Below are 21,391 nucleotides of genomic sequence, written 5' to 3'. Positions count from 1 at the left end.
CCGTCGACGGGGGAAGTTCGACGGGCTGCCTCGGTGCCGCAGTGGCTCGGTGGGCCTCAGGCCCCTAGTGGACGGAGTGCTCCTCAAGGGGGAACGTTCCGCCGACGACGTCCTCGGCGAACGCCTTCGCCGCGTCGCCCATGACCTGACGCAGATCGGCGTACTTCTTCACGAACTTCGGTACCTTGCCGCCGGTCAGCCCGAGCATGTCGGTCCAGACGAGGACCTGCGCGTCGGTCTCGGGACCGGCGCCGATGCCGACGGTCGGGATGTGCAGGGAGCGGGTGACCTCGGCGGCCAGCTCCGCCGGGACCAGCTCCAGGACGACCGCGAAGGCGCCCGCGTCCTGGACCGCCTTGGCGTCCCGCAGCAGCTTGTGCGCGGCCTCGTCGCCACGGCCCTGCACCCGGTAGCCCATGGCGTTCACGGACTGCGGGGTCAGGCCGATGTGCGCCATGACCGGGATGCCGGACTCGACCAGCAGCTCGATCTGGCGGTGCGAGCGCTCGCCGCCCTCCAGCTTCACCGCGCCGACGCCGGCCTCCTTGACGAGGCGGGTGGCCGAGCGCAGCGCCTGGACCGGGCCCTCCTGGTAGGAGCCGAAGGGCAGGTCGCCGACGATCAGGGCACGGCTGGTGCCCCGTACGACCGCGGCGGACAGCATCGTCATCTCGTCGAGGGTGACGGGCACGGTCGACTCGTAGCCCAGGTGGCAGTTGCCCGCCGAGTCGCCGACGAGCATGACCGGGATGCCGGCCTCGTCGAAGACGGACGCGGTCATGGCGTCGTACGCGGTGAGCATGGGCCACTTCTCGCCGCGCTCCTTGGCGGCGGCGAGGTCGCGCACCGTGATACGGCGGGTGCTCTTGCCTCCGTACAGCGCCTTGCTGCTGTCGGTGGTCTTGAGGGCACCTTCCGCAGGCTGCTTCTGGGCAGCCGAAAGCTGCGTCATCGCAACGGCTCCTTCTGTCATCTCGAGGCGCCCTGACGGCGTCCCCGGATCCCCTCCATGGTGGCACCTCGTGCCACGCTCGGCTAGACCGGGGCGAGTGACCCGGATCCCGCTCCCGGGCCACCCGGCCGGGGTCCCGGTTCCGTAGGCCTAGGTCTCTTCCCGTATGGCCTAGGTCTCTTTGTAAGTTCTCCGTAAAGCATTTCCGATACGAGACGGTTCCGTATCGGAACTCGCTAGGGTGTACGGCATGACGACTTCCGCTCCTTCCGCCGATCGGCGTGTGCCCGAGGCGGTGCACCGGCGCCGCTGGGCGATCCTCGGCGTGCTCATGCTCAGCCTGCTGATCGTGGTGCTCGACAACTCCATCCTGAATGTCGCGATCAAGACCATTTCCACCCCGGCACCCACCGGCCTGGGCGCCACCCAGAGCGAGCTGGAGTGGGCCATCAACGCCTACACCCTCGTCTTCGCCGGACTGCTGTTCACCGCGGGCCTGCTCGGCGACCGGCTCGGCCGCAAGAAGATGCTGCTCGCCGGTCTCGCCGTCTTCGGCATCGGGTCGGCGCTGGCCGCGGAGTCCGGCTCGCCGGTCCAGCTCATCGTGTTCCGCGCGGTGATGGGCCTCGGCGCCGCCTTTGTGATGCCCGCCACCCTCGCCGTCCTCATGAACGTCTTCGAGCGCGACGAGCAGCCCAAGGCCATCGGCATCTGGGCCGGCGGCGTCGGCCTCGCCATCGCGATCGGCCCGATCACCGGCGGCATCCTCCTCGACCACTTCTGGTGGGGCTCGGTCTTCCTGATCAACGTGCCGATCGTGCTGCTCGCGCTCGTCCTGATGTTCTGGCTGGTCCCCGACTCCCGTGACCCGAACCCGGGCCGCGTCGACGCGGTCGGCGTCGTCCTGTCGGTCATCGGCCTCGTCCTGCTCGTCTACGGCATCATCAAGGGCGGCCAGCTGGCCGACTTCACCGATGTGAAGGTCCTCGCGACCATCGCGGCCGGACTCGTCGTCCTCGCCGGGTTCGTGGTGTTCGAGAAGCGCAGCGACCACCCGTCCATCGACGTCACGTACTTCAAGAACAAGGTCTTCTCGGCCGCGATCGCCGCCATCGCGCTCGTCTTCTTCGCGCTGATGGGCGTGACCTTCTTCTCCGTCTTCTACACCCAGAGCGTGCGGGGCTACTCGCCGCTGCAGACCGGCCTGTTGATGCTGCCGCTCGCCGCGGCCCAGATCATCTTCGCGCCGCGCGCCCGGCTCGTCGTCGACCGCTTCGGCAACAGGGCCACCTGCACGGCGGGCCTGCTGATCATCGCCGCGATGCTGGCCGCGTTCGCCGTGCTGGACACGGACACCCCGATCTGGCTCCTCGAAGTCATCTTCTTCCTGATGGGCACCGGTATGGCGCACATCATGACCCCGACCAGTGTCGTGATAATGCAGGCCCTGCCGCGCGAGAAGGCGGGTTCGGCGTCCGCGCTCAGCAACACCTTCCGCCAGGTCGGCGGCGCCCTCGGCATCGCGGTCCTCGGCTCCGTGCTCTCCACGGCCTACCGCAGCGGCATCGAGGACAAGCTCTCCCTCGTCCCGGCCGGCCTGCGCCACACCGCGGGCGAGTCCATCGAGGCCACCCTCGGCGTCGCCGCCAAGCTCGGCCCCCAGGGCAAGGCCCTCGTCGGCCCCGCCAACGACGCCTTCCTGCACGCCATGCACGTCACCGCCCTGTGCGGTGCGGGTGTCGCGCTCGTCGGCGCGGTCGTCGTGGCCGTCTTCCTGCCGGGCCGGACACCGGACGCCCAGGAGGGCATGGAGGAAGCCGATCTGGTTCCGGCGGCGGAGCACTGACGGAGCGTACGGAACGCACGGAGCGTACGGGCGGGTGGGCACCCGGCACCGGGTGCCCACCCGCCCGTACACCGGGGAGAATGAACGCAGGTCAACCCAGGTCCACCGTCGGTCAACACAGGTCGACGAAGGCCAATAGAGGAAACGGAGTCCGAAGTGAGCCTCGCGCACAGCCGAGCCAGGCACGAGGGCCCCGCCAGGGGACGCCCCCGCAGCGAGGCTGTGGAGCGCGCCATCATCGAGGGCGTGATGAAGCTCCTGGAGGACGGCGTGACGCTCGGGGAGCTCTCCATCGAGCGCATCGCGCGCACGGCGGGCGTCGGCAAGGCGACCATCTACCGCCGTTGGAGCGGCAAGGAGGAGCTCTTCGTCGACGTGCTGCGCGCCGCCGAGCCCCCGGACCCGGAACTCCCCGGCGTCTCGATGCGCGGCGACCTGATCGTCCTCCTGGAGTCGCTGCGCCAACGCGGCCTGCTCAACCGCTCGTCGGCGATCCTGCACAACGTGTACGCCCAGATGAAGAGCAGCCCCAAGCTGTGGGCCGCGTACGACGCGACCGTCATAGCCCCGAGGCGTCTGCAGGGCTACGAAGTCCTGCGTCGCGGCCAGCAGAACGGCGAACTCCGGGACGACGTCGACATCGAGCTGCTCAACGACATGTTCGTCGGCCCCATACTCGTACGCTCCGTACTGCGCCCGGAGACCGAACTCCCCGAGGACCTCGCGGAACGGATCGTCGACACGCTGCTGGAGGGACTGCGCCCGTCCGGCCGGTGACGGACGGAACCGCGCACGGCCCAGCGGCAATGGGATGCACAGCACACGGCAAAGCCTTGGTTCGCCTTGTTCCTGACGGGTCGAATGTGCGCGTTTCGTCACAGAGGGCGCGCTCCAGGCCCGTATTCGGAACTCCGAACACGAAGTTGGACGTCCCCATGCCCGTACGGCCGTCATGGGGCGGCGAGAACGACACCGATCATCCCCTAGGGTCGTAGCCGAGGGGCAGACGGTGCGCACGGCAGTTTGTGAGGCGACGGTATGGCGCAGGCGTATATGACGGAGACGGGCAGCGACGGCCAGGGGCCGGAACGCAGAGGTTCCCGGCTTCGGCGCCTGCTCGACGGCTGGCGCGGGGACCGCGGCATCTGGCGGCGCGGTCTGATCCTCGGCGCGCTCGCGGTGATCCTCGCCCTGGTGATGCTGCTGCACGCGCAGATCCCGAACACCATCGGCAACCTCGGCAGCCTGACCGAGACGTTCCTGCCGTGGCTGGGCCTCATCATCCCGGTCCTGCTGATCCTCGCCTTCGTGCGGAAGTCCGCCACCGCCCTGATCGCCGTGCTGCTGCCCGCGATCGTCTGGCTGAACCTCTTCGGCGGACTGCTCACCGACAAGACCGGCAGCGGCGGCGACCTCACCGTCGCCACGCACAACGTCAACGCCGACAACCCGGACCCGTCCGGCACCGCCCGCGACGTGGCCGCGTCCGGCGCCGACGTACTGGCCCTGGAGGAGCTGACGGCCACGGCGGTCCCGGTGTACGAGAAGGCGCTCGCGTCGACGTACAAGTACCACTCGGTGCAGGGCACCGTCGGGCTGTGGAGCAAGTACCCGCTGACCGGCGCCCAGCCCGTGGACATCAAGCTGGGCTGGACGCGCGCGATGCGGGCGACGGTGACGACGCCGAACGGGCAGGTCGCCTTCTTCGTCGCCCACCTGCCCTCGGTGCGGGTGAAGCTGGAGGCCGGGTTCACCGCACGCCAGCGCGACAAGAGCGCCGACGCGCTGGGCGAGGCGATCGCCGACGAGTCGATCAAGCGCGTCGTACTGCTCGGCGACCTCAACGGCACGATGAACGACCGCGCGCTGAACGCCGTCACCGCGCAGATGCGCTCCACGCAGGGCGCGGCGGGCAGCGGCTTCGGGTTCAGCTGGCCGGCGTCGTTCCCGATGGCCCGCATCGACCAGATCATGGTCAAGGGCATCGAGCCGGTGACCTCCTGGACCCTGCCCGAGACCGGCAGCGATCACCTCCCGATCGCCGCCCGCGTCAAGGTGGACGCAACCGCGTCTTAACCCCCTGGAATACTGGGCCTGAGAGAGTTTGTTCCACAGCTGAACTTACGCGGTTCGTGCACAGCGGTGTGCACGGACCGCGCTCCCGCGCGCGTACATCCCCGTACACCCAGCTCCGCGCGCCCCTCCGCTCCCCTGAAAGGCCCCTCATGCCCCTGGCCCTGCTCGCCCTCGCCGTGGGCGCCTTCGGCATCGGCACCACCGAGTTCGTGATGATGGGCCTGCTGCCCGACGTCGCGGACGACCTGCATGTCTCGATCCCCACCGCCGGGCACCTGGTCTCGGCCTACGCCCTGGGCGTGGTGATCGGCGCCCCGCTGCTCGCCGCCGCCACGGCCCGGATGTCCCGCCGCAAGGTCCTGATCGCCCTGATGGGCCTCTTCGTGGCGGGCAACGCGCTCTCCGCCTTCGCCCCCGACTACCACTGGCTCCTGGCCGCCCGCTTCCTCAGCGGTCTCCCGCACGGCGCCTTCTTCGGTGTGGGCGCCGTCGTCGCCACCAACCTGGTCGCCCCCGAACGCAAGGCCCGCTCCGTCTCGCTGATGTTCCTCGGCCTGACCGTCGCGAACATCGCGGGCGTGCCGGTCGCCACACTCATGGGCCAGCACCTGGGCTGGCGCGCGACCTTCCTCGGCGTGAGTGCGATCGGCGTAGCGGCGATAGCCTCGCTCGCGCTCCTCATCCCGCACGACCACACGCACGCCCCGGCCGGCGGACTGCGCGGCGAACTGGCCGCCCTGCGCTCCCTCCCCGTCTGGCTGGCCCTGGGCACCACCGTCGCGGGCTTCGGCGCGCTCTTCTCCGCGTACAGCTACATCACGCCGATGCTCACGGACTCGGCCGGGTACGCCGAGGGCAGCGTGACCCTGCTGCTGGCCCTCTTCGGCGTCGGCGCGACCGCGGGCAACCTCGTGGGCGGCCGGCTCGCCGACCACTCCCTGCGCGGGACCCTCTTCGGCGGGCTGGTGTCCCTGGTCGTGGTCCTCGCCCTCTTCCCGGTTCTCATGAGCACCCAGTGGAGCGCGGCCGTCGCGGTCACCCTCCTCGGCGTCGCCGCCTTCATCACCGGCTCGCCCCTCCAGCTCATGGTCATGGAGAAGGCCTCCGCCGCACCGTCCCTCGCCTCCTCCGCCAACCAGGCCGCGTTCAATCTCGCGAACGCGGGTGGTGCCTGGATCGGGGGGCTTGCGCTGGCCGCGGGCTTCGGTGCCACGTCGCCGGCGCTGGCCGGAGCGGCCCTCGCCGTACTCGGCCTGGCGGTGGCCGCCGTCGCCCACACCGTCGACCGCCGCCGCGCGGTCGCTCCTGCGGGAACTCCGGGTCGCCTCGTCGCCACCCACGTTCCCCCACACCCGGAGCCCGCCCACCACTGAGCCCCGGCACGGGTTTCTTCGCCCCCGCCGCCCCTACCCGTCCCATCCCGTTCCTGGGGGCTGCGCCCCCAGACCCCCCTGGGTTGTGTGTCGTCTGCGGGTGGGTGGGGGCTGGTCGCGCAGTTCCCCGCGCCCCTGAAGGCGCGGGGCTTCGCCCGCGATCCCCCGCCCGCCCCGGGGTCTTTTAGGGGCGCGGGGAACTGCGCAATCTTTTAGCCCAGCCCCCACCTACCCGCACCCGACCCACAACCGAACGGGGTCGAAGGGGCGGAGCCCCTGGGGATGGGACGGGTAGGGGCGGCGGGGGCGAGACACCTCGCCAGATACCGGGTGGGGGTAAGGTGCGGAACATGACGACGAGGAGCCGGACGCCACAGCTGCTGCTGTTCGCCGCGCTGCTCCTCGGCATCGTGACCATGCACACACTGGGCCACCCATCCGGACACACCTCACTTCACGGCCCCGGACACCCCTCGTCCACCATGTCGCCCCATGAGCATGCCGCCGAGCCGCTCCTGACGACCGCCACCGCCACCGCCACCGCCACCGCCACCGCCACCGGCACAGGCACCGGCATGGCCATGGACCCACTCTCCGTCTGCCTCGCGGTACTCGGCGGCTTCACCCTCGCCCTGCTCCTCGCACTGGCAGTGGGCCACCCCTGGACGAGCGGCACCGCACACCCCCCACTCGCGCGACTCCTCCGCGCCCTGTGGCCCAACCCACCCCCACCGAGAACCCTTCTCTCTCGTCTGTCGGTGCTGCGCATCTAGATCGGCGCACCGGCTGCTTCGTGCTGCCCGTTCGGAGGTGGGAACCTCCGGGCGTCGAGCGGTGTACCAGAAGCAGCGGACGCGCCCATCCGCACGCAACATCACCACGACGAGGTGTAACTCAGTCATGCGCACCACCACATCCATGCGCACTCCCACGCGCCGCACCCTCCTGGCCGCCACGGCCGCCGTCGCCGGTACGGGGATGCTGTCCGCCTGCTCGGGCTCGGGCTCCGGCCACTCGGGTCACGGGGGAACCGCGAGCGACTCGGGCACCGCTCCGAAGGGGTACGTCGACCCGGCGGGCCAGGAAGTCGCCGCCGCCGAGAAGAAGCGCGGCTCCGGCCCTGTACGCAAGGTGAAGCTCACCGCCGCCGCGACCTCCCTCGACCTCGGCGGTCGTACGGTCAAGTCCTGGACGTACGGCGGTGACCTGCCCGGCGAGGCGGTCCGCGTCACCGCCGGGGACACCTTCGCCCTCACGCTCGCCAACCATCTCCCGGAGGCCACGTCCCTGCACTGGCACGGGATCGCCCTGCGCAACGACATGGACGGCGTGCCCGGCCTCACCCAGCGGGCCGTCAAGCCGGGCGCGGACTTCACGTACCGCTTCACGGTGCCGCACGCGGGGACGTACTGGTTCCATCCGCACTCGGGCACGCAGCAGGACCGCGGTCTGTATGCGCCGCTCATCGTGGAGGACCCCAAGGAACCCCTGTCGTACGACAAGGAGTGGGTGGTCGTCCTCGACGACTGGGTCGACGGAGTGGACGGGTCCACGCCGAACGCCGTGCTCAAGGAACTGAGCGGCGGCATGGGCATGGACATGGGCCACTCCGGGCACGACATGTCCAACATGTCGATGAGGGCGGGGGAGTCACCCTCGTCATCGTCATCGCGCGCCTCCGGCCCCTCCCGCATGCTGATGGGCGCCGAGAGCGATCTGCTGGGCGGCGACGCCGGCGATGTCGCGTACCCGTACTACCTGGTCAACGGGCGTACGGCGAAGGCGCCTTCGGTCTTCCGGGCGCGCCCCGGTGACCGCGTCCGGATCCGGATCATCAACGCGGGCGGCGACACCGCCTTCCGCGTGGCCCTCGGCGGCCACGAGATGACGGTGACGCACACGGACGGCTTCCCGGTGCGGCACGCGACGACGGACGCGCTGCTGCTCGGCATGGGCGAGCGGTACGACGTCCTCGTCACCGTCAAGGACGGCGTCTTCCCGCTGACCGCGCTGGCCGAGGGCAAGAAGGCGTCGGCGCAGGCGTTGCTGAGGACGGGCGGCGGCTCGGCGCCCACCGCATCCGTACGGCCGAAGGAGCTCGACGGGAGGCTGCTGACGGCGGACAAGCTGCGGGCCGACGCGTCCGTGGCGCTGCCGGAGAAGGAGCCGGACCGCACGGTGAAGCTCCAGCTCACAGGTGGGATGGAGAAGTACGACTGGGCCTTCGACAAGAAGCCGTACAGCGCGGACCAGCGGCATCCGGTCCGGGCCGGGGAGCGGGTGCGGCTCGTGTTCTCCAATTCCACGAGCATGTGGCATCCCGTCCACCTGCACGGGCACACCTTCGGCCTGGCGAGCGTGGCGGGCGGTCCCCGCAAGGACACCGCGATCGTGCTGCCGAACGGGACGCTGACGGTGGACTTCGACGCCGACAATCCAGGGCTCTGGATGATCCACTGCCACAACGTCTACCACTCGGAGGCGGGGATGATGACCGTGCTCGGCTATCGCAGCTGAGCCGCCGAACCCGGGCCGGTGGGCCCTGAGGGCGGGGCGTCGCCACGTAGGTCACCCCATGGACTCCCCATGGGTTTCCACGTGGGGCGCCCCACACCCCATTGTGTCGCTCTGACGATTACACTGGGCCCGTGCCTCAACTACGCCTCGCCCTGAATCAGATCGACTCGACCGTCGGCGATCTCGCCGGCAACGCCGAGGCGATCGTCCGTTGGACCCGGCACTCCGCCGAGCAGGGAGCGCATCTGGTGGCGTTCCCCGAGATGGTGCTGACCGGGTATCCCGTCGAGGACCTCGCCCTGCGGCCGTCCTTCGTCGAGGCCTCCCGCGCCGGGCTGCGCTCGCTGGCGGCCAGGCTCGCCGACGAGGGTTTCGGGGAGCTGCCGGTGATCGTCGGCTACCTCGACCGGTCCGAGACGGCGCAGCCGAAGTACGGGCAGCCGGCCGGCGCCCCGCAGAACGCCGCCGCCGTGCTGCACCGGGGCCAGGTAGTGCTGACGTTCGCCAAGCACCACCTCCCGAACTACGGCGTGTTCGACGAGTTCCGCTACTTCGTGCCCGGCGACACCATGCCGGTCGTGCGCGTGCACGGCATCGACGTGGCTCTCGCCATCTGCGAGGACCTCTGGCAGGACGGCGGCCGCGTACCGGCCGCCCGCTCCGCCGGGGCCGGCCTGCTGCTTTCCATCAACGCCTCCCCGTACGAGCGCGACAAGGACGACACGCGCCTGGAGCTGGTCCGCAAGCGGGCCCAGGAGGCGGGCTGCACCACCGCGTACCTCGCCATGATCGGCGGGCAGGACGAGCTCGTCTTCGACGGGGACTCGATCGTCGTCGACCGGGACGGTGAAGTCGTCGCGCGGGCGCCGCAGTTCGCGGAGGGATGCGTCGTACTGGACCTGGATCTTCCGGCGGCGGCCGCCGACCCGGTGACGGGTGTGGTGGACGACGGGCTGCGCATCGAGCGGCTCGTGCTGTCCGAGGAGCCGTTGCCCGCGTACGAGGCGGAGCTGGCCGGGGGGTACGCGGAGCGGCTCGACGACGACGAGGAGGTCTACTCGGCGTTGGTGGTCGGGCTGCGGGCGTACGCGGCGAAGAATGGTTTCCGTTCCGTGCTCATCGGACTGTCGGGCGGTATCGACTCGGCGCTGGTGGCGGCCCTCGCGTGCGATGCGCTGGGCGCGCAGAACGTGTACGGCGTGTCGATGCCGTCGAAGTACTCCTCCGACCACTCGAAGGGTGACGCGGCGGAGCTGGCGCGGCGGACCGGGCTGAACTTCCGGACCGTGCCGATCGAGCCGATGTTCGATGCGTATATGTCGTCCCTGGGGCTGACGGGGCTGGCCGAGGAGAACCTCCAGTCCCGTCTGCGCGGCACGATGCTGATGGCCATCTCCAACCAGGAGGGGCACATCGTGCTGGCGCCCGGCAACAAGTCGGAGCTGGCAGTGGGTTACTCGACGCTGTACGGCGACTCGGTGGGGGCGTACGGGCCCATCAAGGACGTGTACAAGACGTCGATCTTCCGGTTGGCGGAGTGGCGGAACCGGGCGGCGGCGGAGCGTGGCCAGACCCCGCCGATTCCCGAGAACTCCATCGTCAAGCCGCCGAGTGCGGAGCTTCGTCCCGACCAGGTCGACACGGACTCGTTGCCGGACTATCCGGTGCTGGACGGGATTCTGGAGCTGTATGTCGACCGGGACCAGGGTGCCGACGCGATCGTCACGGCCGGGTTCGACCGCGATCTGGTCGTGAAGACCCTCCGCATGGTCGACACAGCGGAGTACAAGCGGCGCCAGTACCCGCCGGGCACCAAGATCTCCGCCAAGGGCTTCGGCAAGGACCGCCGCCTCCCCATCACCAACCGCTGGCGCGAGCACGCGTAGCTCGACCTGGCCGTGGGGTTGTGTGTCGTCTGCGGGTGGGTGGGGGCTGGCGCAAAAGATTGCGCAGTTCCCCGCGCCCCTAAAAGACCCCGGGGCGGGCGGGGGATCGCGGGGCGAAGCCCCGCGCCTTCAGGGGCGCGGGGAACTGCGCGAGCAACCCCCACCGCCCCGCAGCCGACGAACTACCCCCGTCTTTCAGGGGCGCGGGGAACGGCGCAATCTTTTAGCGGGGGTCTGGGGGCGCAGCCCCCAGGAACGGGATGGGACGGGTAGGGGCGGCGGGGGCGAAACACACCTACGCCCGCCCCCCCAACCAGCAAAGGGGGAGCGGGCGTACCCATCGTGATGGGGCGTCAGCGGCGGCTGAATGATTCGACGTAGCCCGGGGCGGGGGAACCCACACCGGTGACGTCGTCGTAGCCCTTCACGGCCTGCAAGGAGCTGTCCTTGCCGAGGCTCCGGACGGAAGTGAGCAGCCCGTCCGTGGCGTCGTAACCGTTCGCGAAGTCGACACGCGCCACGGCGAGCCCGGACCCCGTGGGGTTGTCCGTGACGTCGTGGTACGCCTTCGAGCCGTACTTGGCGTAGATGGCGGGGTTGGCGAAGCCGATCGCCTTACCGCCACGCGCCTCCTGGGCGAGCGCCTGAACGGCCGCGATCACCGGCGCGGCGAGCGAGGTGCCACCGATCCGGTACTCGCTGTACTGCTCCGACCCGTCCGGGAAGGTCTGCGTCTGGCCGACCTTGAAACCGGTGTTGGGGTCGGCGATGGCCGAGATGTCCGGGACGACCCGGTTACCGCCGGCGCTGTTCGCCGTGGCGAGCGCGTTCGGGACGACAGCCTTCTGGTAGAAGGGCTCCGCCACGGTCTTGCTCGTGCCGCCACCCGCACCCGAGGTGTACGCGCCGGGGAAGTTGGTCCAGCTCTTGCCATCGGCCGACAGCGAGGCCTTCTCGGTGCCCCAGCCGGTCTCGAACAGGTACTTGTCGTTCTTGCCGACCGCCAGCGAGGTACCGCCGACCGCCGTCACCCACGCCGAGTTGGCCGGGGTGTCGACCTGCTTCGTACCGGTGTTGGCGACCTCGTCGCCGTTGTCGCCGGAGGAGAAGTAGAAGCCGATGCCCTCGACCGCGCCGAACTGGAAGACCTGGTCGTAGGCGGCCGCGACGTCAGGCGTCTCGTTGGCCTCGATGTCGCCCCACGAGTTGGAGACGATGTCGGCCAGGTGCCCGTCGACGATCTTGTTGAGCGAGTCGAGCAGATCGTCGTCGTAGCAGGAGGCGGCACCCACGTACGTGATGCTCGCGCCCGGCGCGACCGCGTGCACGGCCTCGACGTCGAGGGTCTCCTCGCCGTACCAGCCGGCCGCTCCGCACTCCTCGGTCTTCGTGTAGTTCTTCGGCAGCACCTGGCGCAGCTGGCCGCTGGTGTACGCCGCGTCACCGTGCTTGCCCGCGTAGGTCTGCGCGTCGAAGGCGATGGTCGGCGAGGCGTACGCGTCGGTGATGGCGACGCGGACGTTCTTGCCGGTGCGAGTGCCCGCACCGTAGGCGGCGCGCAGCTGCTTGCCCGTGTAGCCCTTGACGGCGTACGGGATCTTCGAGCCGTACGCGTCCGGCAGGGTGCTCGCGGTGTTCGAGCCGTAGTACGACGAGAACGGCCCGGAGTTCTTGAACACCGCGTCCGGACCCGGCAGGGTGTCGCTGTGCGTCGCCTTGTGCGGGGCGTTGTCCAGACCGGTGACGGTCAGGACGGCGCCGTTCAGGGCGGCCGGCGCGGAGGCCGTCTTCGACGGCGCCCGGTAGGTCTTGTTGCCCTTGGTGTAGTTGTGCAGCTGGGTGCCGAACGCCTTCTCGGCGGCGGCGACGTCACCGGTGACGGAGACGTAGTGCTGCGTGGTGCCGGTGACCTTCAGGCCGGCCGACTTCAGCCACGAGGTCACCGCGGCGACCTGGGCCTTCGTGGCGCCGAAGCGCTGCTGCGTCTTCCTGGCGCTCAAGTACTTCCCGTACGACGCCGAGTTCGGGTCGGACACGGCCTTGGCGTACGCGGCCAGACCGGAGGCGTCCCGGCCGGCGAGGTAGACCCGGGCGGAGACCTGGGAGTTGTCGGACGTGGCTCCCTTGTCAGCCTTGGCCGTCGCCCACGCGGGCTTGGTGCCCGCGAGGGTGGCCCGGCTCGGGCCGTCCGCGGCATGGGCCGCGGGTATGCCGAGCGCCAGCGCGCCGGCAAGCAGCGGCAGTGTCGCTGCCATGCTCACCCCGGCGCGCGCAGTGGCGCGATTGGATCTCATAAAACCCCCTGCGATGTGGTTCGTCGCATATGTGGTCGACCGTGATCTGCGGGTCCGTGTGCCGGATGAGGACACAGGGGATCGATCACGCTGGGGGTCACTCTGGCGATGAACCGTTCATGCCAGGGGATGGAAAAGGTCAAGGAAACCTCAAGTGCCTGTGTTTGGCGGTCATTTGGGGTGGTATGGAAGGGATCCCGGGACCGGGTCGAGGGTTATCCCTATCCACTTGTCAAGGGACGCCTCTGGTCTGTAAGCGCATCGCGACCCCACGGCGTATAGGGGGTGTGAAGCAGCTGGAGTTCGAAGAGTTCTACCGGTGCGGCCGGGACGTCTGCCTGCGGGCGGTCCTCGCCTCGGTGGGCGACCGGCAGCTGGCGGAGGACCTCGTGGCCGAGGCGTTCGCCCGGGCCTGGGCGACCTGGCCCCGGGTGCGACGCCATCCCGCCCCGCGCGCCTGGATCGTACGGACGGCGCTCAACACCCGTATCTCGTGGTGGCGTCGGCGTCGGTACGAGGTCGCGCTCGGCGACCACGACGGCCGGGACGCCGGGTCCGCGGAGCCCGCGGAGTGCGCAGAGTCCGGAGGGTCCGGACTCGACCCCGCGCTGCTGGCCGTACTGCGTGAACTACCGCGTCGGCAGCGGGAGGTGATCGCCCTGCGGGTCTTCCTCGACCTCGACACCGCGACCACGGCGAAGACGCTCGGGATCGCCCCGGGAACCGTCACCGCCCATCTCGCGCGGGCCGTCGCGACACTGCGCGGCCACCTCGTCACCCTCAACATCCCGGAGGCAGGATCGTGAACGGAATCGACGACGACATGGACGTACTGGACGCACTGAAGGGATCGCTCGACGACGTCACCATGGAGGTGCCGGTCGAGCGGATCGTGGCCGGGGGGCGCGCGGTCCGGCGGCGACGCAGGCGCGTGGCCGTGGCGGCCGTGGGTGTCACGGCGATCGCGGGGCTCGCGCTCGGCGTACCGGGCATCGGCCACCCCTCGACCGCGCCGCCGTCCGGGGGCACGGAAGCGGCCGCCTTCACCGTCGCCAAGCGGACGGACGGCACGGTCGCGGTGACCTGGACCAAGGAGCAGTACTTCAAGGACCCGGCGGGGCTGCAGAAGGCCCTGCGCAAGGCGGGGTTCCCCGTCCTGGTGAAGACCGGGGTGTTCTGCAAGGGGCCGGACGACCACACCCAGGTCGACGAACACGGCTCGGGAGCCGGCGTCGAGGACGTCGTGCAGCGGGAGCGGCGGGACGACGACACCGTCGTCTTCATCTACGACCCCGCGGCCATGCCCGCCCACACCCAGCTCTTCATCGGCTACCTGGACAAGGCCCAGCTCGCCGTCACCGACGGCCGCCCGGGTTCGGTGGAGCGCCTCGTGCCGACGGATGTCGCGCTGAAGTGCGGTACGGATTGGCGGAGTTGACCGTCAGGCGACCGGATCACGGTTGACCATCGGGCGGCCGGACCGCCATTGACCATCAGGCGGCGGAGGGGGGGCGGACGGGTCCGGGGCACTGCCCCGGACCCGTCCCACGCACCGCCTCGTTCTCACCGTCCGGCCACGACCGGCCCTAGTCGCGGGCCTTCGCGCCCCGCTCCTTGAGCATGTCGGCCATCAGCTTGATCTCCGACTGCTGCGCGTCGACCATGCCCTGCGCGAGCTTCTTCTCGACGCCGACCGTGCACTTCTCGACGCAGCCCTCGGCCATGTGGATGCCGCCCTTGTGATGGTCGGTCATCAGCTGGAGGTAGAAGATCTCGGCCTGCTTGCCGCTCAGCGTGTTGAGCTTCTTCATCTCGGTGTTCGTCGCCATACCCGGCATCAGCGAGCCGTCCTTGCCGGAGGCCATGTCACCCATGCCCATCCAGGTCATCGGCGCGTCCGAGGACACCTTCGGCAGATCCCACAGGTCGAGCCAGCCGAGCAGCATGCCGCGCTGGTTGGCCTGCGTCTGTGCGATGTCGTACGCGAGACGCCGTACCTCCACGTCCTTGGTGCGGTCGCGCACGATGTACGACATCTCGACGGCCTGCTGGTGGTGGACCGCCATGTCCCGCGCGAAGCCCGCGTCGGCGGAGTCGGCGGACGGTGTCGTGGTGCCCGAACCGCCGCCGTCCTCGGCGACCGCGTAGGTGATCGCCCCGGCCGCGACGAGCACGGCCGCCGCGGCCCCCGCGATCCACCCGACATGCCTCACTGGGACAGACCGTTGGTGCAGGCGGCGCCCGGCTCGGGCGTCTGCTTGCCCTGGACGTACGACGCGAAGAACTTGTCCACGTTCGGGTCGGTCGCGCTCGTCACCGTGCGCTGCTTGCCCCAGGCGCTGAGCATGATCGGGTCCTTCTGGTCCTCGACGGGGCTCATCAGCGTGTAGGGGGTCTTCTTGACCTTCGCCGCGAGTGCCTTCACGTCGGCGTCCGAGGCCTTGCTGTTGTACGTCACCCAGACCGCGCCGTGCTCCAGCGAGTGCACGGCGTTCATGTTGTTGACCGCCTTGGCGTAGACGTCGCCGTTGCAGTTCATCCACACCTGGTTGTGGTCACCGCCGACCGGGGGCTCCATCGGGTACTTCACCGTCTTGGTGACGTGGTTGCGCGACAGCGTGCCCTTCCAGGTCTTCACGCCGTCCGAGCCCGTGACGAAGTGCCCCGACGCCTTCGAGTCGCTCGCCGTGTCGTTCTTGTTGGACTGCGACTTGACGAGGACGACACCGCCGGCGACGAGACCGGCGACGACGACCACGCTGGCGGTGATCGTGAGGATCCGGTTACGGCGCTCACGGGCCTGCTCGGCGCGGCGCAGCTCTTCTATGCGCGCCTTGCGTGAGGCGTTGCTGGTCTTGTTCTTCGCGGAACCCATGGCGAGTCCTTTATGGGGGTGGGGCGGACGGGACGGACGGGTGAACTGATCGTAGTGTGAACGGGGGCGGGGTATGCAGGGTGGTCGCCGAAATGTCGGTGAGGAGAGACTTCGAGGGGCGGCCATTACGCAAGGGCGCCCGAGCAGGCAAGATGGGCGTCAGAGCAGGACACCTGCCGTACGCGAGGCGTTCAGCCCGTGGTCGCCCGGGCGATCAAGGTCCGCAACGCGCATGAAATGGTGTTGTGGTGGGATGCTCAGGTGCCCCGACCGTCCCCGAGGCGTGGGAGCAGGCGGCCTGACCAGCAAGGATGGGTGGAAGCGGAAGATGGACAAGCAGCAGGAGTTCGTGCTCCGGACACTGGAGGAGCGGGACATCCGGTTCGTACGCCTGTGGTTCACGGACGTGCTCGGCTTCCTCAAGTCGGTGGCCGTGGCCCCGGCCGAACTGGAACAGGCCTTCGATGAGGGCATCGGCTTCGACGGCTCGGCGATCGAGGGATTCGCTCGTGTGTACGAGTCCGACATGATCGCCAAGCCGGATCCGTCGACGTTCCAGGTCCTGCCCTGGCGTGCGGAGGCCCCCGGCACGGCCCGGATGTTCTGCGACATCCTCATGCCGGACGGTTCCCCGTCCTTCGCGGACCCGCGCTATGTCCTCAAGCGCGCCCTGGCGAAGACCTCCGACCTGGGCTTCACCTTCTACACCCACCCGGAGATCGAGTTCTTCCTGCTGAAGAACAAGCCGCTGGACGGCTCGCGGCCCACCCCCGCCGACAACTCCGGCTACTTCGACCACACCCCGCAGAACGTCGGCCAGGACTTCCGGCGCCAGGCCATCACGATGCTGGAGTCGATGGGCATCTCGGTCGAGTTCAGCCACCACGAGGGCGCCCCCGGCCAGCAGGAGATCGACCTGCGCTACGCCGACGCGCTCTCCACGGCCGACAACATCATGACCTTCCGGCTGATCATGAAGCAGGTCGCGCTGGAGCAGGGCGTCCAGGCCACCTTCATGCCGAAGCCGTTCTCGGAGTACCCGGGCAGCGGCATGCACACGCACCTCTCCCTCTTCGAGGGCGACCGCAACGCGTTCTACGAGTCCGGCTCGGAATACCAGCTCTCCAAGGTCGGCCGCTCCTTCATCGCCGGCCTGCTGAAGCACGCCGCGGAGATCTCCGCCGTCACCAACCAGTGGGTCAACTCCTACAAGCGCATCTGGGGCGGCTCGGAGCGCACCGCGGGCGCCGGCGGCGAGGCCCCCTCGTACATCTGCTGGGGCCACAACAACCGCTCCGCCCTCGTCCGCGTCCCGATGTACAAGCCCGGCAAGACGGGCTCAGCACGCGTCGAGGTCCGCTCCATCGACTCGGGCGCGAACCCGTACCTGGCGTATGCGCTGCTGCTGGCCGCCGGCCTCAAGGGCATCGAAGAGGGCTACGAGCTCCCGCCCGGCGCCGACGACGACGTCTGGGCCCTCTCCGACGCCGAGCGCCGCGCCATGGGCATCGAGCCCCTCCCGCAGAACCTCGGCGAGGCCCTGGTCCTGATGCAGCGCAGCGAACTCGTGGCCGAGACTCTCGGCGAGCACGTCTTCGACTTCTTCCTGCGCAACAAGAAGCAGGAGTGGGAGGAGTACCGCAGCGAGGTCACCGCCTTCGAGCTGCGGAAGAACCTGCCGGTGCTGTAGGCACGGGGCAGGGACAGGTCAGCGCGGGGGGTACCCCGCGGATACGCCACGTAGGGCCGACGGTCGCGGACCGTCGGCCCTACGGCGTTTCACCGCCTCAGCGGGCCGACCGACTCTGCGCTGCTTCCGTCTCCAGCTGAAGGAGGCTGTTCTGGAACTCCGTCACCCAGCTCAGGGTCTCTCGTTCCACGAGATCCGCCGTGGTGTCGACGAAACGGGAAGCCAGGGTGAAGTAGGCCTCCTTGAGGGACTGCTCGTCGGTGGTATCCGACGCGGCCTGCACCTTCGCCCATTCGATCTGGAAGGCGGTGAGCGAGCGTCGCAGTGCTGTGGCCGTTGTCAGATAGCGGGTCCAGGACGAGGAGAATCCGAACACCTTGTCCAGCGCGAGACACCCGGCACCCAGTCCGATGAGGCCGTATCCCCAGATCGAGTTCTCCGTCCAGTGCATACCGACTGCCACCACTGGGAAGACGGTGCCGAGCGTCACGAGCGTGACGGAGGAGAACCGCAGAACGCGCGACCACCGTGCCTTCGACGTCTTTTCTCGAAAATACCAGTCGATGGTATTTATGGCGTCTGTTTCGATCCAGTGGTAAATCTTTGCCGCAACTGATCTGATGTCCTCGTCGGGCGCCACGGTCGGTGCGGCCCGCGACTCCAGGTTGTCAATGGACTGTTTGCTGACGGTCACCGCGAGCACTCCACTTCACCTTGGTCAGTCGTTGGCCCGGTTCCAGAAACGCGTGTCCATCAGCTTCTTGTCGCTGCTCGCCCGCAAGATCTCCTGGAACAGATCCGCATCGAAATCGGAGAAGAGGGCGCTCCTGACCATGTTCTTGACCTGTTCCTGGAAAGCGCGACCGCTGGCGAACTTGCCGAACGAGCCATTGGACCAGGCCTGTGTGATCAACCAGGACAGGCAGATCAGACGCCTGTCGAAGGGATCGAGTTTTCCTTCCTCGTCCCGGTACGAGTCGACCATCTGAACCCAGGGGTGGTTGGGCAGCAGATGCATTCTCCTGCTGAGAACCACTCCGACGATTTCGTCCGGGAACCCTCCGCTCTCCACCCCGGAAATCGGGATGCGGCTGAGAGCGGTGGGCGTTCTGCGATCTTCGAACTTGCGAAGCTCAGTATTGTACTTGGGCGGGACAAAAATCGGCGACCAGTTGCCAGTGACTCCCTGGATCAGTTTCACGTCGAAGAGACGGCGGTCCAGATTGCCGTACAAGCTGGCCACCTGCCAGGAGGACCAGATCAACTCGTTTGCGATATCGCTCGATGTCAGTGCGCTGCAGAGCATGAGCTCGTTGGTCTCAATAGGTTGTGCGGGTTGTCCCAGAACCTCAAGGAGGGCAATCTTGGAAGTCGCCTGTGGAATGTCCCGCAACAGGAACTCCGCATAGTGCGAGACATTGCTCTCACGGATATGCAGTGCGGTGAACTGATCCAGTTCCCGGGCTGTGTACTTCTTTCTTTCCTCGCTCTGATCTTCACCCAGGAAGAGCGGCAGATCCTTGAGGGACTCAAAAAGCAGGGCCGGTGACGATGCGCTCCGGCTGGAGTGCAGGGCTGTGGCCAGGAAGCCCGCCTCCTGCACCGCGTATGTCATCGACTGGTCGCGTTCGCTTTCAAGTGCGTCGATTTCAGAGGATACGTGAGCGCAGTACAACTCGTATGCCTTGGCGATCAGCGCTTGTCTCTCTTCGGTCGCCTCCAGTGTCCGGCGTGCCACATCCGTACGGGGAGCGCTCTTCCCGAAGGCATTGATACACGCCCAGATTCCGTCCTCGTCCCGGAATCCTGGCGAAGTGGTCTCTACTCGAATTCCCTCCACGCACGTGCCGACAGCATAGAACGGCTGATTGTCCTCGAAGTCCTCGTCCAGGCTGATGAACGTCAGATTCGGCAGCCTCATGAAGCCCCAGTGTTTGAAGTAGTCGTCCCACTCCAGCGCATAAGCCATCGAGACGCCGTCGAGTGTTTTCTCTTCGACCTTGATCCTTCCGGCGGCGAACTCTTCTGCCCTGGTGGCGTCGTTGTCTATCAGGGCATGAGTGAGCGCCGACTTGAGATCGACGTGTCCGATGTGTTCGGGCTCGTTGTCATCGACATACGTGGAGACCTTGCAGTTCGGAACGACGATCCAGCTGTGCGCGGCCGAGATGATCGTGTCCGCCTCGACACTCGGGCGGACATGGAGACGCACAATCGTTCCGTGCTCCTTGATCTCGTCGGGGAGCTCATGCTTGTCCAGCAGCCTGACGAGATATTTGCCGTGTGCCGAGCGGAGGGAAAGGTGTCGTGACTTCTCCTCGACCGGATGCGATGTCAGGACCTCCACTTTGTCGGCAATCATAAAAGTCGACATCACGCCGATGCCGAACCGACTGATGGGGGTGAAATCAGGATGCTCCTTCTTGAAATCGGGCTCCTGATACCTGCTGGATCCGGCTTTGAGGAGGTTGTTGACGATGATGCTCTGGGTCATTCCCGTTCCGTTGTCCCCGACCTCCATCACCCGGGAATTTGAATCCCACTTCACCCAGACGTGTCCGTTTGTGGCGGAGTCCGTCCCGTGCTGGAGCCGCACCGCATCGATCGAGTTCTGCAGCAGTTCACGAAGAACCACGCGCGAGTCGCTGTAGAGGGTGTGCCCGGTGAGGAGGTCGAGGACCTTCTTGTCGTCGAGGGAGAAGTGGAACTGCTCGGGAAGGAACCCCTTGGCCTTGACCTTCTTCGTGTCGATGGAACGCCAGGGGAATTTATGCGGCGACGCAAGCCGTTCGTTGGACTCGAGAATCCATTTTCTGCTCTCGATCAGCTGTTGCTCGGCATAGGAGAGGTACGAGGTGAGGCCGAAGAAGGCGTCGCCGTTCGTGAAGTCCGCGTAGACTTCCACGGTGTTCCTGGGCGCAGCGGGATCTGCTTTTCCATCGCCGTCGATCGCGACCTTGTCGCGAACGTTGCGTACGGATGCCTGCTTGGCCCACTCGAACTGGCTCACCGGGTCGGAGGGGGTGATCATGCGGTAGGCGATGGACGGGGTGCGGTCCTTCGTGATGTGCAGCAAGTCGGCGGTCCGCAGCAGGACGGCCGCGTACTGCACGTTGGCGCATTCTTCCGAGTGCAAGCCGTACGGATTGGACACGGGATATTTTTCCGTGTCGTAGAGGTCGTCGAGGTGATGGCTCTCGCACACCATGGCGAGGTCATCCCTGAAGGTGTCGCCCAGCTTCTCGACGATTTCCGTGACGAGCGTCCGAGCGGCCCCGGAATCCCCGAACTCCTGATCGGCTTCTCCGGTGATCCACTTCTTGATACGCCTGGCGTGGTGATAGCGGACGAATTCCTGATACTGGAGCCGCTCGATGTCGACGTCGTTGGATTCGAGTTCCGCCAGACGAGCCGCGTACTCTTTTCCGTCGTCGTTGTCCGTGATGAGGACTTCCTGCTTGAACCGCTCGAAGCCCGAATGCTGACGCGCCCGATATTCGTCCTTGGTGACCAGCATGCCGAGATCGTGGAAGTAGATTCCGAGCACCGTCAGCAGCCAGTCGCCGGTGGTCATGATCTCTTTGGTTTCCTGCGGGATGATCCAGTCGAGCGAATTCAGCATCCCGTCGATGTGCCGGATGTCATGCTTGGTGTACTCGTCGAATATTCCGCCCGTGCCGATGAGCTCCAGAAGGCTCGATAACTGGCGTCGGACATGGACGAGGTTAATACCGCCGAATGCCTCAAAATCCGCGGCGCGTGCGGCATTCCGCTCGGCCGCACTCGGCAGCTCTGGACTGACCACGAAGCCCCCCTGGTGATCACCGACTGTGACGGGTGACGATGATATCCGTCACGGTCGGTCGTGTCCTTGAATCCTTG

Annotated in this window: 16 protein-coding genes; 10 read left to right on the top strand and 6 right to left on the bottom strand. The window is 67.8% G+C overall.

Annotation, left to right across the window (positions count from 1 at the left end; translation table 11 throughout):
• Positions 1-64: 64 nt before the first annotated feature.
• Complete coding sequence (gene panB / locus OG975_RS13700) at positions 65-952, bottom strand: 3-methyl-2-oxobutanoate hydroxymethyltransferase (protein ID WP_406329379.1); 888 nt, start codon at positions 950-952, stop codon at positions 65-67.
• Positions 953-1,202: 250 nt separating this feature from the next.
• On the opposite strand from panB, the gene OG975_RS13695 reads away from it, so the two are divergent.
• The 7 genes from OG975_RS13695 (at position 1,203) to OG975_RS13665 (ending at position 10,650) form a co-directional block, all read left to right on the top strand.
• On the top strand, positions 1,203-2,798 hold the full coding sequence (locus tag OG975_RS13695) for an MFS transporter (RefSeq protein ID WP_406329377.1): 1,596 nt from the start codon (positions 1,203-1,205) through the stop codon (positions 2,796-2,798).
• Between the two features lie 156 nt (positions 2,799-2,954).
• Positions 2,955-3,575 carry a TetR/AcrR family transcriptional regulator gene (locus OG975_RS13690; protein WP_406329375.1) on the top strand — a complete coding sequence of 207 codons (621 nt, stop codon included), beginning with the start codon at positions 2,955-2,957 and terminating at the stop codon, positions 3,573-3,575.
• Between the two features lie 261 nt (positions 3,576-3,836).
• Positions 3,837-4,874 (top strand): endonuclease/exonuclease/phosphatase family protein, encoded by a 1,038-nt coding sequence (locus OG975_RS13685; protein ID WP_406329373.1) that lies wholly within the window; start codon positions 3,837-3,839, stop codon positions 4,872-4,874.
• Between the two features lie 149 nt (positions 4,875-5,023).
• Complete coding sequence (locus OG975_RS13680) at positions 5,024-6,247, top strand: MFS transporter (protein WP_406329371.1); 1,224 nt, start codon at positions 5,024-5,026, stop codon at positions 6,245-6,247.
• A 350-nt stretch (positions 6,248-6,597) separates the two neighbouring features.
• Positions 6,598-7,020, top strand: a complete 423-nt coding sequence (locus OG975_RS13675) for a DUF6153 family protein (RefSeq protein WP_406329370.1) — start codon at positions 6,598-6,600, stop codon at positions 7,018-7,020.
• Positions 7,021-7,165: 145 nt separating this feature from the next.
• Complete coding sequence (locus OG975_RS13670) at positions 7,166-8,764, top strand: multicopper oxidase family protein (RefSeq protein ID WP_406336257.1); 1,599 nt, start codon at positions 7,166-7,168, stop codon at positions 8,762-8,764.
• 131 nt (positions 8,765-8,895) lie between these two features.
• Positions 8,896-10,650: an NAD+ synthase gene (locus tag OG975_RS13665; RefSeq protein WP_406329369.1), complete on the top strand. Its 1,755-nt coding sequence runs from the start codon at positions 8,896-8,898 to the stop codon at positions 10,648-10,650.
• Between the two features lie 353 nt (positions 10,651-11,003).
• Here the strand turns inward: OG975_RS13665 and OG975_RS13660 are convergent, their stop codons facing one another.
• Positions 11,004-12,905 (bottom strand): protease pro-enzyme activation domain-containing protein, encoded by a 1,902-nt coding sequence (locus OG975_RS13660; RefSeq protein ID WP_406329368.1) that lies wholly within the window; start codon positions 12,903-12,905, stop codon positions 11,004-11,006.
• 326 nt (positions 12,906-13,231) lie between these two features.
• Here OG975_RS13660 and OG975_RS13655 point away from each other — a divergent pair, with 326 nt between their 5' ends.
• Positions 13,232-13,750 carry a SigE family RNA polymerase sigma factor gene (locus tag OG975_RS13655; RefSeq protein WP_406329367.1) on the top strand — a complete coding sequence of 173 codons (519 nt, stop codon included), beginning with the start codon at positions 13,232-13,234 and terminating at the stop codon, positions 13,748-13,750.
• Positions 13,747-14,382 carry a hypothetical protein gene (locus OG975_RS13650; RefSeq protein ID WP_406329366.1) on the top strand — a complete coding sequence of 212 codons (636 nt, stop codon included), beginning with the start codon at positions 13,747-13,749 and terminating at the stop codon, positions 14,380-14,382. Before OG975_RS13655 ends, OG975_RS13650 begins: the two co-directional genes overlap by 4 nt.
• A gap of 148 nt (positions 14,383-14,530) precedes the next feature.
• Here the strand turns inward: OG975_RS13650 and OG975_RS13645 are convergent, their stop codons facing one another.
• On the bottom strand, positions 14,531-15,157 hold the full coding sequence (locus OG975_RS13645) for a DUF305 domain-containing protein (RefSeq protein WP_406329365.1): 627 nt from the start codon (positions 15,155-15,157) through the stop codon (positions 14,531-14,533).
• Entirely contained in the window at positions 15,154-15,819 is a 666-nt protein-coding gene (locus OG975_RS13640) for a DUF3105 domain-containing protein (RefSeq protein WP_406329363.1), read from the bottom strand. The genes OG975_RS13645 and OG975_RS13640 overlap by 4 nt, the downstream gene beginning before the upstream one ends.
• 328 nt (positions 15,820-16,147) lie before the next feature.
• Here OG975_RS13640 and glnA point away from each other — a divergent pair, with 328 nt between their 5' ends.
• Positions 16,148-17,509 (top strand): type I glutamate--ammonia ligase, encoded by a 1,362-nt coding sequence (gene glnA / locus OG975_RS13635; RefSeq protein ID WP_327428204.1) that lies wholly within the window; start codon positions 16,148-16,150, stop codon positions 17,507-17,509.
• Positions 17,510-17,606: 97 nt separating this feature from the next.
• Here glnA and OG975_RS13630 read toward each other — a convergent pair whose 3' ends face one another.
• Positions 17,607-18,212, bottom strand: coding sequence for an SLATT domain-containing protein (locus tag OG975_RS13630; protein ID WP_406329362.1), 606 nt, complete (start codon positions 18,210-18,212; stop codon positions 17,607-17,609).
• 15 nt (positions 18,213-18,227) lie between these two features.
• Positions 18,228-21,314: an ATP-binding protein gene (locus OG975_RS13625; protein WP_406329361.1), complete on the bottom strand. Its 3,087-nt coding sequence runs from the start codon at positions 21,312-21,314 to the stop codon at positions 18,228-18,230.
• Between the last annotated feature and the right edge of the window lie 77 nt (positions 21,315-21,391).

The organism is Streptomyces sp. NBC_00203 (assembly GCF_045206325.1).
In the GTDB taxonomy this organism is placed as follows: domain Bacteria; phylum Actinomycetota; class Actinomycetes; order Streptomycetales; family Streptomycetaceae; genus Streptomyces; species Streptomyces lutosisoli.
The sequence above is the reverse complement of the archived record's forward strand: the minus strand, read 5'-3'. Positions and strand labels throughout refer to the sequence as shown.

Bases quoted from the DNA above. Each gene is read 5' to 3' on its own strand.
- OG975_RS13670 (WP_406336257.1), top strand. From the start codon at position 7,166: ATGCGCACTCCCACGCGCCGCACCCTCCTGGCCGCCACGGCCGCCGTC.
- OG975_RS13695 (WP_406329377.1), top strand. From the start codon at position 1,203: ATGACGACTTCCGCTCCTTCCGCCGATCGGCGTGTGCCCGAGGCGGTG.
- glnA (WP_327428204.1), top strand. From the start codon at position 16,148: ATGGACAAGCAGCAGGAGTTCGTGCTCCGGACACTGGAGGAGCGGGAC.
- OG975_RS13685 (WP_406329373.1), top strand. From the start codon at position 3,837: ATGGCGCAGGCGTATATGACGGAGACGGGCAGCGACGGCCAGGGGCCG.
- OG975_RS13640 (WP_406329363.1), bottom strand. From the start codon at position 15,819: ATGGGTTCCGCGAAGAACAAGACCAGCAACGCCTCACGCAAGGCGCGC.
- OG975_RS13675 (WP_406329370.1), top strand. From the start codon at position 6,598: ATGACGACGAGGAGCCGGACGCCACAGCTGCTGCTGTTCGCCGCGCTG.
- OG975_RS13660 (WP_406329368.1), bottom strand. From the start codon at position 12,905: ATGGCAGCGACACTGCCGCTGCTTGCCGGCGCGCTGGCGCTCGGCATA.
- OG975_RS13680 (WP_406329371.1), top strand. From the start codon at position 5,024: ATGCCCCTGGCCCTGCTCGCCCTCGCCGTGGGCGCCTTCGGCATCGGC.
- panB (WP_406329379.1), bottom strand. From the start codon at position 952: ATGACGCAGCTTTCGGCTGCCCAGAAGCAGCCTGCGGAAGGTGCCCTC.